This window comes from Streptomyces sp. NPDC001700 (assembly GCF_053596435.1).
The window spans coordinates 176,922-192,089 of the sequence record NZ_JBSFGE010000003.1; the positions used below are offsets into that span (position 1 = coordinate 176,922).

Annotated in this window: 12 protein-coding genes; 4 read left to right on the forward strand and 8 right to left on the reverse strand. The window is 71.6% G+C overall.

The window, feature by feature from the left end; genetic code table 11:
* Nucleotides 1-499 precede the first annotated feature (499 nt).
* Nucleotides 500-2,182, reverse strand: a complete 1,683-nt coding sequence (locus ACWC5C_RS06525; RefSeq protein ID WP_450874321.1) for a serine/threonine-protein kinase — start codon at nt 2,180-2,182, stop codon at nt 500-502.
* Nucleotides 2,183-2,339: 157 nt separating this feature from the next.
* On the opposite strand from ACWC5C_RS06525, the gene ACWC5C_RS06530 reads away from it, so the two are divergent.
* Nucleotides 2,340-3,641, forward strand: a complete 1,302-nt coding sequence (locus ACWC5C_RS06530; RefSeq protein ID WP_450874323.1) for a PspC domain-containing protein — start codon at nt 2,340-2,342, stop codon at nt 3,639-3,641.
* Complete coding sequence (locus ACWC5C_RS06535) at nt 3,638-3,859, forward strand: hypothetical protein (RefSeq protein ID WP_450874325.1); 222 nt, start codon at nt 3,638-3,640, stop codon at nt 3,857-3,859. The genes ACWC5C_RS06530 and ACWC5C_RS06535 overlap by 4 nt, the downstream gene beginning before the upstream one ends.
* 283 nt (nt 3,860-4,142) lie before the next feature.
* Here the strand turns inward: ACWC5C_RS06535 and ACWC5C_RS06540 are convergent, their stop codons facing one another.
* The 5 genes from ACWC5C_RS06540 to guaA form a co-directional block, all read right to left on the reverse strand.
* A complete protein-coding gene (locus ACWC5C_RS06540; protein ID WP_450874327.1) occupies nt 4,143-4,718 on the reverse strand; it encodes a DoxX family protein in 576 nt (191 codons plus the stop codon).
* Between the two features lie 101 nt (nt 4,719-4,819).
* Nucleotides 4,820-6,091, reverse strand: coding sequence for a hypothetical protein (locus ACWC5C_RS06545; RefSeq protein ID WP_450874700.1), 1,272 nt, complete (start codon nt 6,089-6,091; stop codon nt 4,820-4,822).
* Nucleotides 6,092-6,215: 124 nt separating this feature from the next.
* Nucleotides 6,216-7,019: a class II aldolase/adducin family protein gene (locus tag ACWC5C_RS06550; RefSeq protein ID WP_450874329.1), complete on the reverse strand. Its 804-nt coding sequence runs from the start codon at nt 7,017-7,019 to the stop codon at nt 6,216-6,218.
* A gap of 74 nt (nt 7,020-7,093) precedes the next feature.
* Nucleotides 7,094-7,696, reverse strand: coding sequence for a Uma2 family endonuclease (locus tag ACWC5C_RS06555; protein WP_450874331.1), 603 nt, complete (start codon nt 7,694-7,696; stop codon nt 7,094-7,096).
* 128 nt (nt 7,697-7,824) lie between these two features.
* On the reverse strand, nt 7,825-9,411 hold the full coding sequence (gene guaA / locus ACWC5C_RS06560; RefSeq protein ID WP_450874333.1) for a glutamine-hydrolyzing GMP synthase: 1,587 nt from the start codon (nt 9,409-9,411) through the stop codon (nt 7,825-7,827).
* 265 nt (nt 9,412-9,676) lie between these two features.
* Here guaA and ACWC5C_RS06565 point away from each other — a divergent pair, with 265 nt between their 5' ends.
* Nucleotides 9,677-9,934, forward strand: coding sequence for a chorismate mutase (locus ACWC5C_RS06565; RefSeq protein ID WP_450874335.1), 258 nt, complete (start codon nt 9,677-9,679; stop codon nt 9,932-9,934).
* Nucleotides 9,935-10,561: 627 nt separating this feature from the next.
* Nucleotides 10,562-11,578 carry a PT domain-containing protein gene (locus tag ACWC5C_RS06570; RefSeq protein ID WP_450874337.1) on the forward strand — a complete coding sequence of 339 codons (1,017 nt, stop codon included), beginning with the start codon at nt 10,562-10,564 and terminating at the stop codon, nt 11,576-11,578.
* Between the two features lie 35 nt (nt 11,579-11,613).
* Here ACWC5C_RS06570 and ACWC5C_RS06575 read toward each other — a convergent pair whose 3' ends face one another.
* Together ACWC5C_RS06575 and ACWC5C_RS06580 are read right to left on the reverse strand one after the other, a co-directional pair.
* A complete protein-coding gene (locus ACWC5C_RS06575; RefSeq protein ID WP_450874339.1) occupies nt 11,614-13,488 on the reverse strand; it encodes a GMC oxidoreductase in 1,875 nt (624 codons plus the stop codon).
* Nucleotides 13,489-13,516: 28 nt separating this feature from the next.
* On the reverse strand, nt 13,517-15,166 hold the full coding sequence (locus tag ACWC5C_RS06580; RefSeq protein ID WP_450874341.1) for a succinic semialdehyde dehydrogenase: 1,650 nt from the start codon (nt 15,164-15,166) through the stop codon (nt 13,517-13,519).
* Nucleotides 15,167-15,168: the final 2 nt, after the last annotated feature.

The window sequence follows — 15,168 nt, forward strand, 5'->3', positions numbered from 1 at the left end:
CCGGGGCTCCGCCCCGGCCCCCGCTGGGGCTCCGCCCCAGACCCCGTTGGGGGCTCCGCCCCCAAACCCCCACCGGGGCTCCGCCCCTGGACCCCGGCCCCGGACCCCGCCCAGGGGTTCCACCCCGGGCCCGCTGGGGTTTCGCCCGCCCCCGGCCCTGGCGTGGCACTGGGGCGGCTGAGTGGCCCTCCGGGGCCAGCGGCATGGGGCCGCAGGGGCAGAGCCCCGAGGCAGGGCCTGGGACACCGCCCCGGTGCGGGGTCTGGGGCGAAGCCTCGGGGCGTCGTTGGGGCGGAGCCCCAACCGGGTCCCGGGGCACAGACCCTGCAGGGGCCTGGGGCGCAGCCCCGGTGGGGTCAAGGGGCGGAGCCCCGGCGGGGTGTGGGGCGGAGCCCCAACCGGGTCCCGGGGCGCAGCCCCGGTGCGGGGTCTGGGGCGGAGCCCCAGTTTCGGGGAGGGGCGGGGTGGGGGACAGCTCGCCGCAGGCGTTCCTCGGGGGTCAGGGGAGGCGGATGCCGTCTCTTACCTTGTCGAAGATCGGGCGGTACTGGCTCCACTGGTCTTCCGGCGCGCTCAGGTAGATCGCGTACTCCTTGTCGCCCTCGTTCCCGAAGCCCAGGTCGATCGCCCGGAACCAGCGGGCGCGGCCCTTGAAGCGGAACTCCCAGATCGCGGCGGGCATGCCGCGGAACGTGGTCTCCTGCAGGCGGGTCCGCTCGTACTCGTCCTCCGCGAAGCTGGCCTTGAAGGCGGTCTCGACGTCCTCAAGGTGCTTGACCTGGTCCTTGGACGCGAAGTCCAGGACGTTGACCGACAGGCGGCCCATCTTGGCGGGGTCGAGGTAGCGGATCTCCTGGGTCTCGTCCACGATCCCCTCCTCGTCGGCGTCGGGCTTCCAGGTGTTGGGGACCGGGAAGGAGACGCCGAGGCCCTTCGCCAGGTGGTAGCCCTTCGGGACCGGGGACGGGGTGAACGAGGGCGTGGCCGAGGTGTCGGGGGCCGCGTCGGAGGAGAACGAGGGGGTGACTCCCTCCCTCGACCACACGATGACGCCGCCCGCCACCATCACGACCGCCAGCGCCGTCCCGATGACGGTCCGGCGGGTCTTGCGGCGGGTGGCGGCCTTCGGTGGAGGGGGGATGGGTGTGGGGACGGGGGCCGTCACGGGCTCGGGGGCGGGGGTGGGAGCGGGAGCCGGGGTGGGGACTCTTGGCACCTGTTGGGTTCGGTGCGTGGAGGGTGTGGGGTTTGTGGGGTGTTGCGGCTGGGGGGTCGGTTCGGGGGCCGGGGGCTGGGGGCGGAGCTTCGTCAGGGCCATCGTCGTCCGCGTCGTCCGGTCGTGCACCGGATACGTCGTCGTCTCCGGCTCCGACGCCGGGCCACGCAGCGCCCGTTCCGTCTCCTCCGCCGTCGGCCGCCGCTCCGGCTCCTTCTCCAGCAGCGCCTCGATCAGCGGAGCCAGCGTGCCCGCCCGCTTCGGCGGCTCCAGGGGGTCCACGGCGATCGCGTACCCGGTCTCGATCGGCGTCGGCTTACGGAACGGAGCCCGGCCCTCCACCGCCTGATAGAGCGTCGCCCCCAGCGCCCACAGGTCGGACGCCGGGCCGGGGGTGCGGCCGCGCACCCGCTCCGGGGCTATGTAGTCGATGGAGCCGACGACCTCGCCGGTCTTGGTGAGCGTGGACGTGCCGGTGGCCATGGCGATGCCGAAGTCCGTGAGCACGACCCGGCCGTCACGGCCCAGCAGCACGTTGCCGGGCTTGACGTCACGGTGCAGGACGCCCGCCGCGTGGGCGGCCCGCAGGGCGGCGATCATGCCGCGGCCGACGCGGGCGGTCTCGACGGGGGAGAGCGTGCCGCCCTCCTTGAGGAGGTCGCCGAGGGTCGTGGACGGGACGTACTCCATGACGATGCACGGCAGCCCGTCGTCGTCCACGACGTCATGGACCACGACCACGTTGGGGTGGGCGATGCGGGCCGCGCTCCGCGCCTCACGGCGGGTGCGCTCGTGCATCGTCGTCAGTTCTTCCTCGGTGATGTGCGGCGAGACGTGCAGCTGCTTGAGAGCGACCTGACGGTCCAGCAGTTCGTCCTCGGCGCGCCAGACCGTACCCATGCCGCCGCGGCCGATCTGTTCGGCCAGCCGGTACCGTCCGGCAATCAGCCGCCCTACGTCCGACACCGCACTCCCCTCCCGCTCCACGGCGGCCCTGATCCCCCGCGTATCTCACGCATGTTCGATCCGCCACGATAGTCGCCACGACATCGGGGATGATCTCAGGGAAGGCCCAGGGTTTCACCGGATGTCGCCGGAACGACCGTCTTGTCACCATGGACACATGACCGATGCACCCACCGTGGCGGACGACAGCGAGGGCTCGGCCGGTTCCGGGGAGCCCCGGGGCGCGGCCGCTCCGCTGCGGCGCAGCCGCGACCAGAAGATGATCTCAGGGGTGTGCGGCGGGCTCGGCCGCTACTGCGACCTCGACCCGGTGATCTTCCGGATCGTCCTGTCCGTCCTCTCCCTCGCGGGCGGGCTCGGTCTGATCGTGTACGGCTTCTGCTGGCTGCTCGTGCCCCTGGGCGGGGAGGACGAGAACGAGGGGCGGCGGCTGCTCTCCGGGCGTGTCGAGGGCCCGGCGCTGACGGCGGTGCTGTGCGCGCTGGTCGGCTGCGGGCTGTTCCTGTCGATGCTCAACAACGGCGGCGTGATGTGGTTCTCCTTCATGCTGATCCTCGCGACGGGCGGCGCCGGTTACTGGTCGCACCAGCGGCGGCACGCGGAGAGCGGCGGCGCGGTGGACCCGGCCACGGCGCAGGCCGTCGCGGACGCGCCCCCGGAGGCCAAGGCTCCGCCGACGCGGGGCGGGCCGGGGCCGTCGTGGTGGCGGGATCCGATCGTCAAGGACGGTACGACGGGGTCGGCGGGGCGTGCGGGGTATCTGTGGGGGCCGGACGACGGTCCGTACGACAGGGCCACCGCGCGGGCGGGGCGGGCCCGGCGGATCCGCGACCGGTCCTCCATCGGCGGCTGGATCTTCCTGGCCGCCCTCGCTGTCGCGGCCGCCGGGGTGCGGCTGTCCTGGCACCACCAACCGCTCGGCACCAGCCTGGAGATCGGCCTCGTGGGCGCGCTGGCGGTGTTCGGGCTCGGGATGCTGGTCAGCTGCTGGTACGGGCGGACGGGGGTGGGGACCGCCATCATGACCGTCGTCACCTGCGCGCTGCTGGCCGCCGCCACGGCGCTCCCCCGGTCCGTCACGACCGACTGGTCCCGCGAGACCTGGGCCCCCGCGTCGGCGGGCGCCGTACGGCCCTCGTACGAGCTGGGCGGGGGCGTCGGCGAACTGAAACTGGACCGCTTCCGGCTGACGGACGACCAGACCGTCCGGACCCGCGCCGACGTGGGCGCCGGGAAACTGGCCGTGACCGTGCCACGGGACGTCCGCCTCAAGCTGACGATCCGGACCGGGCTCGGCGACATCCGGCTGCCGGGCGAACGGGGCGATGACATCGACATCGAGCCGAGGCGGGAACGGAACGTGACCATCGACCCCGAGGGCGGGGCGAGCGCGGCGCGCGGAACGCTGGAGCTGCGGCTGTCGATCGGGCTGGGCAATGTGGAGGTGACGCGCTCGTGAAGCGGCATCCGGTGGAGCCGGGGAAGCTGGTGGCGGGGCTCGTCGTGCTGGGCGTGGCGACGGTGTACGGGCTGGATGCGGCCGGGGAGTGGGATGTGCGGTCGCTTGTACCGCTGATGGTGCTGGTGGGGGGCTTGTGTGCGGCGGGGTTCGTGTCGGCCCTGACGTACCTGGCCCGCCGCCGCACCCGAACCCCGGACCGCCCCCCACAGCCGTAGCCTCAGCCCGCCGGGCACCGGGCGCCGAGCGGCGGAGGGAAGTCCCCCACCCCGCCCCTTCCCGAAACCGGGGGCTCCGCCCCCGGCCCCCCGCCGCTGCGCGGAGCCTGCGGCCCCTGCCGGTGCGACCGGCCACCGCCGGGGGCGGGGCGCAGGCCCGGCCGCTGCTCGGCGCGCGGGGTGCCGTGGGGCCGGGCGCCCGCCGGGGGCGGGCCGTGGTCGGCTCGGGGCGAAGGGGCTGCGGGGGTGCGGGGCTGTGGGGGTACGGGCGCTGAGGTTGGGGTCAGGTGAAGAGTTGGGAGTTCTGGCGGCGGCGGTGCTTGGACCAGGTCGTGTCCAGGGACAGGTAGGGGGCGCCCGCGAGGATCAGGGGGAGCCAGGCGATCAGGTAGGCCAGGTCGTTGCCGTAGTAGTACGGCTCCGTCTGCCAGCTCACCGTCAGCCACAGGCTCAGCGAGATCAGCGCGCCGCCCAGGGCCGCCACGCGGGAGAGGAGGCCGAAGAGGGTGCCGAGGCCGACCGCCAGCTCTCCGTAGGCCATGACGTAGCCGAAGGTGGTCGGGGAGTTCAGGGCCTGGTCGACCAGCCAGGGGACGGCCGACGTGTCGCGCACCTGGCTCATCAGCTGGCCGATCGAGCCCGCGCCGCTGTCGGCGAGGAAGGCCGAATCGGTGAGCTTGTCGATCCCGGCGTAGACGAAGGTGACGCCCAGGAAAATCCGTAGGGGTAGGAGGGAGTAGCGGGCGGCCATGGCGCGCACGCCGCCCGTGGGCGGGCCGCCGCCTATGCCGCTCACGACGTTCACACTGCCCGCGTCTCCCGCGGGGCCCCCTCCGACCGTTCGGTCCGCATGCCTCATGACGCCCGCCTCTCCCATCGCGTAGTCACCAAAACCATACGGATGGGAGGGGGATTCGTACTCAGCCGGTGTCAGTCGGGCTCAGTCGAGGTCGGGCCTGGTCAGTCGAGTACGTCGATCTGGTAGCGGTTCGTCTCCGCCCCCGACGCCGTCACCACCTGCACGTCCACCCGGCCGGGCTCCACGTCCACCGGGACCGGCACGGTCAGGGCCGTATCGGTCGGGTTGCTGAAGCCGCCCGCGACCGGGATCAGGGGGACGTGGACGTGGACGGCGCCGATGCGGACGACCATCCGGGCCAGCCGGTCGGGGTCCTGCGCGCCCGGCGGGACGAAGCCGTTGCCCCGGATCTCGATGTCGTCGCCGGTGCGGATCGGGGCGTCGCGGTCGATGCCGCCCTCCTCGGGGCGGACCCGGACGACGGACAGGACGGTCGGACGGCCGCCCTCCGCGTACTTGCCGGTGAGGTACATCAGCACGGAGACCACGGCGAGCAGCACCAGACCCCACGGCAGCTCCGGCAGCCGCCACGGTTCGCGGGCGAGCCGGACGGCGGCGAAGGCGAGGGCGACCGCGTGGACGACGACGTACTGGACGTCGGCGAAGCTGCCACGGCCCGCGTCGTCCGTGAGGAGATCGGCGGCGCGCGGACGGGCCGCGCGAACCTTCTGCAGCCGCTGCGCCCGCACCCGGGCCGCGACGACGAGCCGGGCGAGCACCGCGGCCACGCAGGTCAGCCCGGCGACCGTGAGCAGCCCGGCGGCGTGGCCCAGGGACAGGCCCCCGGCGATCCGGTCCCGGTCGCCGGGGTCGACGGCCAGCTCGACGGCCAGGACGAGCACCGAGAAGACGGCCAGCAGCAGCCAGGCGGCGGCGAGGGAGCGGGAGGTGGACATCCGGTTGTCCTCGCCGACGAGCGGCGCGAGCGGGCCGCCGTTCGCGTAGTGCAGCCGGGCGGTGACGGTCAGCAGCGCGCCGGTGACGAGGGCGGCGGTGAGCCCGGCGGTGCGGGCGACCGACCACCCGGCGCCGAGCGCCGTCGCCAACTGCCCGATCAGCAGCGCCCCGACCGCGCCCCAGACCACCAGCAGGGTGCGCCGCCACACCGCGTCGCGCCACGCGGTGCTCTCGGCCTGGCCGCAGTCGACGAGCGTACGGGCGGCGTGGGCGAGTTCGTCCGACACCCACTGCCGGGACGCCCCGGCCGAGTGCGCGAGGGCCGCCGGAACGCCCTCTCCGGCCGCGAAACGCTCCCGCATGGCCACGAACGCGGCCACCGCCCGCCGGTGCCCCTCACGGGCGCCCTGGGGGCACTCACAGCCCGCCGGGCCGTGGTCCGCGTGACTGTCCCCGTGGGGGCCGTTCGCCTTCACTTTCGCCTTCGTGGCGTCTTTCGTCGTGTCCACCGCCACGAGGTCTCACCGCTCCGTCGTTCACTCGTTCTGTACGTCCAACTGACAGGTATAGAGGGAGGATTGTGCCGCACCGCGAGGGGTCTCAGTTGAGCAGGTCCGGCTCACCGCGGGTGATCTGCAGGTACAGAGGTTGATAGTTGATCCACGCCACAAGATCGCTTCCTAGCTGCTCACGGATCCGCGCGGCGCTCTCGTGGTCGACGGGAACCGGCTTGCCCGCCGCCTTCGCCGCCAGCTGCGCCTGGCACGCGCGCTCCATCGCGATGAACCACCAGGCGGCCGCGTCGACCGAGTCCCCGACCGTCAGCAGACCGCGATTGCGCAGGATGAGGGCCTTGTGCGCGCCGAGCGCCGCCGCGATCCTGCGGCCCTCCCCCTCGTCCACGACGACGCCCGTGCTGCTGTCGTAGAGCCCGTGGTCCTCGAAGAAGGCGCACACGTCCTGGGTGATCGGCTCCAGCAGCTCGCCGAGCGCGGACAGGGCCCGGCCGTGGACGGAACGGGTGTGGGCGACGGCCACCACATTCGGCCGGGCCCGATGCACGGACGAGTGAACGACGAAGGCCGCCTGATTGACGTGGTAGCGCCCCTGGACCACCTGGCCCGCCTCGTTGACGAGGATCAGGTCGCTCACGGTGATGTGAGCGAAGGGCATTCCGAACGGGTTCACCCAGAAATGGTCGGTGAGTTCCGGGTCGCGCACGGTGATGTGCCCCGCGACGCCCTCCTCGTACCCGTACCGCCCGAAGACGCGCAGCGCCGCCGCCAGCCGCTCCTTGCGGTACCGCCGCTCGTCGGCCGGGGAGGCGTGGGTGGGCGGCATGGTGATGTGCAGCTGGTCGGTCGGTATCGGCTCGGGGTTCGGCCGCGGTATCGGCATCGTCATCTCGGCAGCTCCCTCCTCAGGGCCTTCAAGGCTCCGAGGCGGAAGCTACCTCTGGGTATGGCAGGAGGCCAGTGTCAGGGGCGGCGGCGATTGATCGCGGTGAGGTCGACGTAGATGTCGTAAGGAGCGGCCAGTCTGAGCTTGTCGTGGTAGATGCCGGTGGGGTGGTACGCCTTCGTAGTGACATCGAGCTCGTAGACGTAGACGACGGGGAGGCCGTGGTCCTCCTCCACCCGCCAGTAGTGAGGAATACCGGCTCGCGCGTACCTGCGTGGCTTGGTGTCTCGGTCCCGCTCCTCGGAGTCCTCCGACACGACCTCAACAGCCAAGAGAACGACCTCGGGGCTGTACCAGGTCTGGCTCGGTCCGATATACGCATCCGCGCGAACCACGAGGAGATCCGGCTCAGGCCGGTTCTTGGCGTCGAGCCGGACGGTCATCTCACGCATGACGTCCAACGTGTCCGGTGCCTGCCCCAGCAAGGCGTTCTCGAACAAGCGCATGGCGCGCATGTGAAAGGCGGTTTGCGGACTCACTAGGACGAGACTCCCGTCGATCAGCTCCGTGTGCGGAGGAAGATTCGGAAGCCGGTCGAGATCGTCCGCCGTCCAGCCGCCCTGCGGCGGGCGGGCCCACTCGTACTGCTCGTCCAGCTGGTACTCGCGTGCGGCGCTCATGATTGCTCCCATGGGACGGAGTCTCGCCTCTCCGGTCAGAGTACCCAGCGCAAACAGCGACGCCGCCACCCAAACGTATGAGCGACGGCGTCGGTGTTGACGATCAGATGATGATCAGGAGCGGGCGGTCACTCCCACTCGATGGTGCCGGGCGGCTTGCTGGTGATGTCCAGGACCACCCGGTTGACCTCGTCCACCTCGTTCGTGATCCGGGTCGAGATCCGCGACAGCACGTCGTACGGCAGGCGCGACCAGTCGGCCGTCATCGCGTCCTCGGAGGACACCGGGCGCAGCACGATGGGGTGGCCGTAGGTGCGGCCGTCGCCCTGGACGCCGACCGAGCGGACGTCGGCGAGCAGGACCACCGGGCACTGCCAGATCTCGCGGTCCAGACCAGCGGCGGTCAGCTCCTCGCGGGCGATCGCGTCGGCCTCGCGGAGCAGGTCCAGGCGGTCCTTGGTGACCTCGCCGATGATGCGGATGCCGAGACCCGGGCCCGGGAAGGGCTGGCGGTGGACGATGTCCTCCGGGAGGCCCAGCTCCTGGCCGACGTTGCGCACCTCGTCCTTGAAGAGCCGACGCAGCGGCTCGACGAGCTGGAACTCGATGTCGTCGGGGAGCCCGCCCACGTTGTGATGGGACTTGATGTTGGCGGTGCCGGTGCCGCCGCCGGACTCCACCACATCCGGGTAGAGGGTGCCCTGCACCAGGAACTCCACGGCCTCACCGGCCGCGCCCGCCTCGGCCACCAGCTCGGCCTGGGCCTGCTCGAAGACCCGGATGAACTCCCGGCCGATGATCTTCCGCTTCTCCTCGGGGTCGGACACCCCGGCGAGCGCGTCGAGGAAGCGCTGCTCGGCCTCGACGACCTTCAGCTGGACGCCGGTGGCGGCCACGAAGTCCTTCTCGACCTGCTCGGACTCGCCCTTGCGCATCAGCCCGTGGTCGACGTACACGCAGGTGAGCTGGTCGCCGATGGCCTTCTGGACGAGGGCGGCGGCGACGGCGGAGTCCACGCCGCCCGACAGCCCGCAGATCGCGCGCTTGGTGCCGACCTGCTCGCGGATGGCCGCCACGGACTCCTCGACCACATTGGAGGTGGTCCAGGTGGGCGACAGACCCGCGCCCCGGTACAGGAAGTGCTCCAGGACCTGCTGGCCGTGGGTGGAGTGCATCACCTCGGGGTGGTGCTGTACGCCGTACAGCTTGCGCTCGTCGCACTCGAACGCCGCGACCGGCACCTGGTCGGTGGACGCGGTGACGGTGAAGCCCTCGGGCGCGGCCGAGCAGGCGTCGCCGTGCGACATCCACACCTGCTGCTGCTCGGGGGTGCCCGCGAAGAGCGTCGAGCCCTGCTTGGTCACGCTCAGGTCGGTACGGCCGTACTCGCGCGCACCGTTGTTGTCGACGGTGCCGCCGAGCGTCACGGCCATCAGCTGGAAGCCGTAGCACATGCCGAAGACGGGGACCCCGGCCTCGAAGATCGCCCGGTCGAGCCGGGGCGCTCCCTCGGCGTAGACCGAGGACGGCCCGCCGGAGAGGATGATCGCCTTCGGGTTCTTGGCGAGCATCTCGGCCACCGGCATGGTGGACGGGACGATCTCGCTGTAGACGCGGGCCTCACGGACTCGTCGGGCGATGAGCTGTGCGTACTGCGCGCCGAAGTCGACGACCAGGACGGTGTCGGGGGCGGCAGCAGGGGACGCTGATGGCACTTCGGCGGCCTTCCGGCGGTGGAACTGGAGGGTTGGACTTTCGATTCTAACCAGCCCATAATCGGCCTCATGTCCACGCGCATGACCTTCGTCTTTATCTATGGCACCGGCCCGTCCGGCTGCCATGGTCGTGCTGCTTGAACTACTGACAAGCGACTTCCCAGGCGCCCCGGGCCGGTACAGGCCCGGGGCGCTGGTGCGTTTGGCTTCGGGTCTCAGCCGGTTCCGGGTCCCTCTGATCGATGAGAGACCAGGAGATACGGATATGAGCACGGCCACGACTTCAGATGTGATCGGTTCCGCGCGCGAGCGGATCGACGCCCTCGACGGACGGATCCTCGACCTCGTCCGGGAACGGATGGCGGTCTCGGCCTCCATCCAGGAGGCGCGGATCGCGGCGGGCGGGCGGCGGGTGCACCTCTCCCGCGAGATGGAGATCCTCGACCGCTACCGCCAGTCGCTCGGCAAGCCCGGTACGACCCTCGCCATGACGCTGCTGGAGCTGTGCCGGGGGCGGGCCTGACGGGTTTCCTCGGGGGCTCTCGTCACCCGTACGGCGCGTGACCGGCTCGCGAACGGGCTCGTTGAGCCCGGTGCCGCGTCGGCGAGGTGACCGGTCGGCAGGGGACAGCAGCCCGGTCACCATCCACAGGGCGGTCGGTCCCGGGGACGCCTGGGACCGACCGTATCCAGTCGAAACGGTTGCGCCCGGAGCGATGCATCCACCACGATGCAGTGAGGGAAAACACCCCGGGTCAGCACCCGTCATTGGTCCGACCACGGCCTGATCACGAGTCCGGCCGCGCGGGCGTACGCCCCTGACGCACCTTCCTCCTCCCCCACCTTTTCTCCTTCTTTTGCTTGCTCGCCCCGAGCCCGCGGCGCAACCCCCCGGCGCCGCCCCTTCAGCACCGGCGCTGCCCTGACGCCGGTGCTGACCGCCTAGGGCCCCGGGACGCCCGCCTCGTCGGACGTCCCGGGGCCCTACGCCCGTTCTGGGTTACGCCCGCTGAGGCTCCTGTGGGTTCTGTGACCATTCTGTGAGCATCTGTGAAGGCAACCTTTCGGCCAGCGGGTTGGTCATGTACGTGCAAACCGAACGCACGGCCACTCCGCGCCCCACCGCGACGGCCTTCCAGAAGAGGTCTTCATGAAGATTCGCCGCACACTGGTGGCCGCCGTTGCTACGGCTGCCATAGCTCCTGCCGCGCTGCTCGCCGCGCCCGCCGCCTTCGCCTCCGACGAACCGTCGCCCAGCCCGACGGTCACCGAGCCGGGAGACGGCGGCACCCCGACCGAGGAGCCGTCGGTCCCGCCGACGGATGAGCCGACGGATGGCCCGACGGTTGGGCCGACCGAGCCGACCGATGAGCCGACGGACGAGCCCACGGATGAGCCGACCGATGAGCCCACGGACGAGCCGACCGATGAGCCCACCGACGAGCCGACGGGTACGCCCACGGCTACGCCCACGGCGGGGCCGACCGACCCGGAGACGTGCGAGGAGTCGTCCCTGGAGGAATCCGTCACCACCGAGCTGCGCGGGCTGCCCAGCAAGGTCGTGGCCGGTTCCGGCTGGGTGCCGTTCACCTTCCGGACGACCAATGTCTCCGACAAGGCGATGAAGTCGGTCGACGCGTATGTGGAGTTCGCCGCCGTCGACAAGGACGATCTGGAAGACGTCTCGAAGCTGATCACCGTGCAGTTCTACGACGAGGACAGCGGCAGCTGGAAGACCATCAGCAACGAGCTGGAGTACTTCGGCTCGGTCGGCGAGCTGAAGCCGGGTGAGTACGCGGACGCCAAGCTGCGGTTGAAGGCCGACGCCAAGACTCCCGGTAGCTACGGGGTCGGGCTCGCGGCCGGTGCGTACCACGACGAGGACAACGTCTGCGGGTACTCCGAGGTCATGGACTACGAGTTCGAGGTCCTGGTCGCGGGCAGTAAGCCGGGGCCGGTCGACGAGGCGGAGGGTAAGCCGGGGGGTAAGGGCAACCGGCCCTCGCCCACGGGGGGCACGGAGCTGAGCAAGTTGCCGGTGACTGGGCAGCTTGCGTCTACTGGGTCGTCTTCCGCGCTGCCGATGATTGGGCTTATCGGTGGGGTGGCCATGGCTGTGGGTGGCGGGGCCGTGTTTGTTGTGCGGAAGCGTCGGGTTTCGGCCTGAGCTGAGTCGTAGGGTCACCCCTGAGCGGGGTGGCCCTACGGGGTTTCGTTGTCGGGTGCGGGCCGGTGGGTGGGTTGTGCCCACCCGTTCCGCCCTGCGGAACGATTGCCCACAACGCGCAGGGCTGCGTAGGCCGTTTTGGGGACTGTTGGGGTCTTCGGCGGCACCGGAGCGAGCCGGACGTACGGTTCGTTTTGGGCTGGGCGGGGGTCATTTTCTGCCTTGTTGGGCCATAGAGACATCGCTCGTTCCGCCTGGGCCGTGATCGTCAGAGACGGGTTCACGCCCAGGTTGGCCGAGACCGCCGCGCCGTCCACCACGCTGATCCCCGGGTGTCCGTACAGCCGGTGGTACGGGTCGATGACGCCCTCCTCCGCCGACGCCCCAATCGGGCAGCCGCCCAGGAAGTGGGCGGTCAGCGGGGTGCCCATCAGCTCACCGACGTTGCTGCCCGGGAAGCCGTTGATCGACTCGGCGATATGGCGCGCCGCCGCCGCGCCCTCGGGGATGTGGTCCGGGTTGGGCGTGCCGTGGCCCTGGCGGGCGGTGAGCAGGCCCTTGCCGGGGCCCTTCGGCTTGCGGTACGTGGTCAGCGAGTTGTCGTGGGTCTGCATGACCAGGCCGATGATGGTGCGCTCCGACCAGCGCCGGTTGGACAGGGAGCGGGCGGCCAGCGTCGGGTGGCGGAGGGTCGCGTTAAGGAAGCGCAGCCAGCGCGGGCCACGGCCGTCCGGGATCTGCAGGATGGACATCATGCCCATCGCGTTGGAGCCCTTGCCGTAGCGGACGGGCTCGATGTGGGTGTTGGCGTCCGGGTGGACGGACGAGGTGATCGCGACGCCCCGGCTGAAGTCGGGCCGCTCCCCGCTGCGGGCGCGGTAGCGGCGGTCGGTGGTCTGGGCGCCGACCAGGGCCTCGGAGTTGGTGCGGGTCAGCATCCCGAGCCGGTCCGACAGGCGGGGCAGCAGGCCCCGGTCGCGCATCGTGTGCAGCAGGGTCTGGGTGCCGTACGTACCGGCGGCGAGGACGACGTACCGCGCGCGCAGTGTCTTCGGCTCGCGCTTGCCCCTGCGGCGGTTCGCGGTGGGGACGGTGGCGACGTCGTAGCCGCCGTCCGTCCCATGACCACCGGCGTCGCGCAGGGCGACCACGGTCGTCATGGGGTGGACGACGGCGCCCGCCCGCTCGGCGAGGTAGAGGTAGTTCTCGTTGAGGGTGTTCTTGGCGCCCCGGCGGCATCCGGTCATGCACTCGCCGCACTGGGTGCACGCCCGGCGGGCCGGGCCCGCGCCGCCGAAGTACGGGTCGGGGGCCTCCTGCCCCGGCGCGGCCTCCGCCGATCCGTCCGCGTCCTCGCCGTCCCCGAAGAAGACGCCGACGGGCGCCATGTGGAACGTGTCGCCCACGCCCATCTTCTCGGCGGCCGCCTTGAGGTGGACGTCGGAGGGGGTCATCGTCCGGTTGAGCCGGGCGCCGAGCATCCGCCGCGCCTGGTCGTAGTACGGCTCCAGCTCCTCCTGCCAGTCGGTGATGCGGCCCCACTGCGGGTCCCGGAAGAACGGCTCGGGCGGTACGTAGAGCGTGTTGGCGTAGTTGAGCGACCCGCCCCCGACCCCGGCGCCCGCCAGCACCATCACCTTGCCGAGGAGATGGATGCGCTGGATGCCGAAGAGGCCGAGGGCCGGGGCCCAGAGGTAGTTGCGGAGGTCCCAGGAGTTCTTGGGCAGGGTCTCGGGCGTGAAGCGGCGGCCCGCCTCCAGGACGCCGACCCGGTATCCCTTCTCGGTGAGCCGGAGGGCCGAGACGGCTCCTCCGAAGCCCGATCCGATGACGATGACGTCGTAGTCGTACGTGTCGTCAGCACCATCACCGGTCGTGTCGGCGTGCTTGTCCCGCTTGTCCCCTGACACCGGGTACCTCCCGTTCGATGCGTACCGGTCAGCGCAGCCGCAGGGCCTTCATCGCGCGCAGGCTGCGGCTCATGAACTCCGCGTACTTCTCGTCCGTCAGGCCGAAGGACGGGCCGAGCGGCATCAGCCGCTGCTGGGCGACCGTCTGCGCCTCGGTGTACTTGAGGATGCCCTCCGAGCCGTGGCGGCGGCCGAGACCGGAGTCGCCCATGCCGCCCATCGGGGACGCGACGCTGCCGTACGCGGCGGCGTACGCCTCGTTGACGTTGACGGTGCCCGCGCGCAGCCGGGCGGCGACCGCGCGGCCGCGCCGGGCGTCCTTGGACCAGACGCTGGCGTTGAGGCCGTACGCGGTGGCGTTGGCCCGCTCGACCGCCTCGTCCTCGTCAGAGAAGCGGTAGATGGAGACGACCGGGCCGAAGGTCTCCTCGGTGCACACCGCCATCGGCGCCTCCACGCCGTCCAGGATCGTCGGCTCGTAGAAGTACGGGCCGATGTCCGGGCGGGGGCGGCCGCCCGCGACGACCGTGGCGCCCTTGGAGACGGCCTCTTCCACATGGCGGGTGACGGTCTCCAGCTGGCGGTCCGAGACGAGGGAGCCCATCTCGGCGCCGTAGGCGAGGGCCGAGCCGAGCCGCATGGCCTTCGTACGGGCCGCGAACCGCTCGATGAAGTCGTCCGCTATCGACTCGTGGACGTACAGCCGCTCGATGGAGATGCACAGCTGCCCGGCGGAGGCGAAGCACGCGCGGACGGCGCCCTCGGCGGCCCGGTCGAGGTCGGCGTCGCGCAGCACCAGCATGGCGTTCTTGCCGCCGAGTTCGAGCGAGCAGCCCACCAGGCGGGCGGCGGCGGCCTGGGCCACGCCCCGGCCGGTGCGGGTGGAGCCGGTGAACGAGACGTAGTCGGCGTGCTCGACGACGGCCGGGCCGACCACCGGGCCGTCGCCGACGACGATCTGCCACACGCCGGGCGGCATTCCGGCCTCCAGCATCAGTTCGCGCGCCCACAGGGCGGTCAGCACGGTCTCGGTGTCCGGCTTCATGACGACCGCGTTGCCCGCGACGAAGGCGGGTATCGCGTCGCCGACCGACAGCTCCAGGGGGTAGTTCCACGGCACGATCTGGCCGATGACGCCGCGCGGCTGGCGCAGTTCGGTGACCTTGGTGAGCGTCGGCACGACGCCCACATGGGACTTGGGACGCAGATAGGCGTGTGCCTTGCGGCCGTAGTGGCGGGCGGCCAGGACGACGCCCTGGATCTCCTCGTGGGCGTGCAGCCGGGTCTTGCCGGTCTCCAGCTGGATGAGGTCCAGGACCTCCGACTGGCGGCGCAGCAGGAGGTCGTGGAAGCGCAGGAAGATGGCCGCGCGGGTGCGCACGGGCGTCGCGGCCCAGGCGCGCTGGGCCTCGCGGGCCTGCTCGTAGGCGGTGGCGACGTCCTCGGGCGTGGACTCGGGCAGCCCGGAGGCCAGGACCTCCCCGGTGAACGGGGTGTGGTTGACGGTGCTGCCGCTGCCCACGATGGACCGGGCGAGCCGGGCGACCAGCTCGGGGGTGACGACGTCGGCGGCGGTCCGGTTTCCCTTGGCGGCCACCGGGTTTCCGTCTGCGGGGGCCGCGATGGCCTGGTCCTGTGCGCTGTCCTGGTCCTGTGCGCTGTCCTGCGAGTCGGTCATGG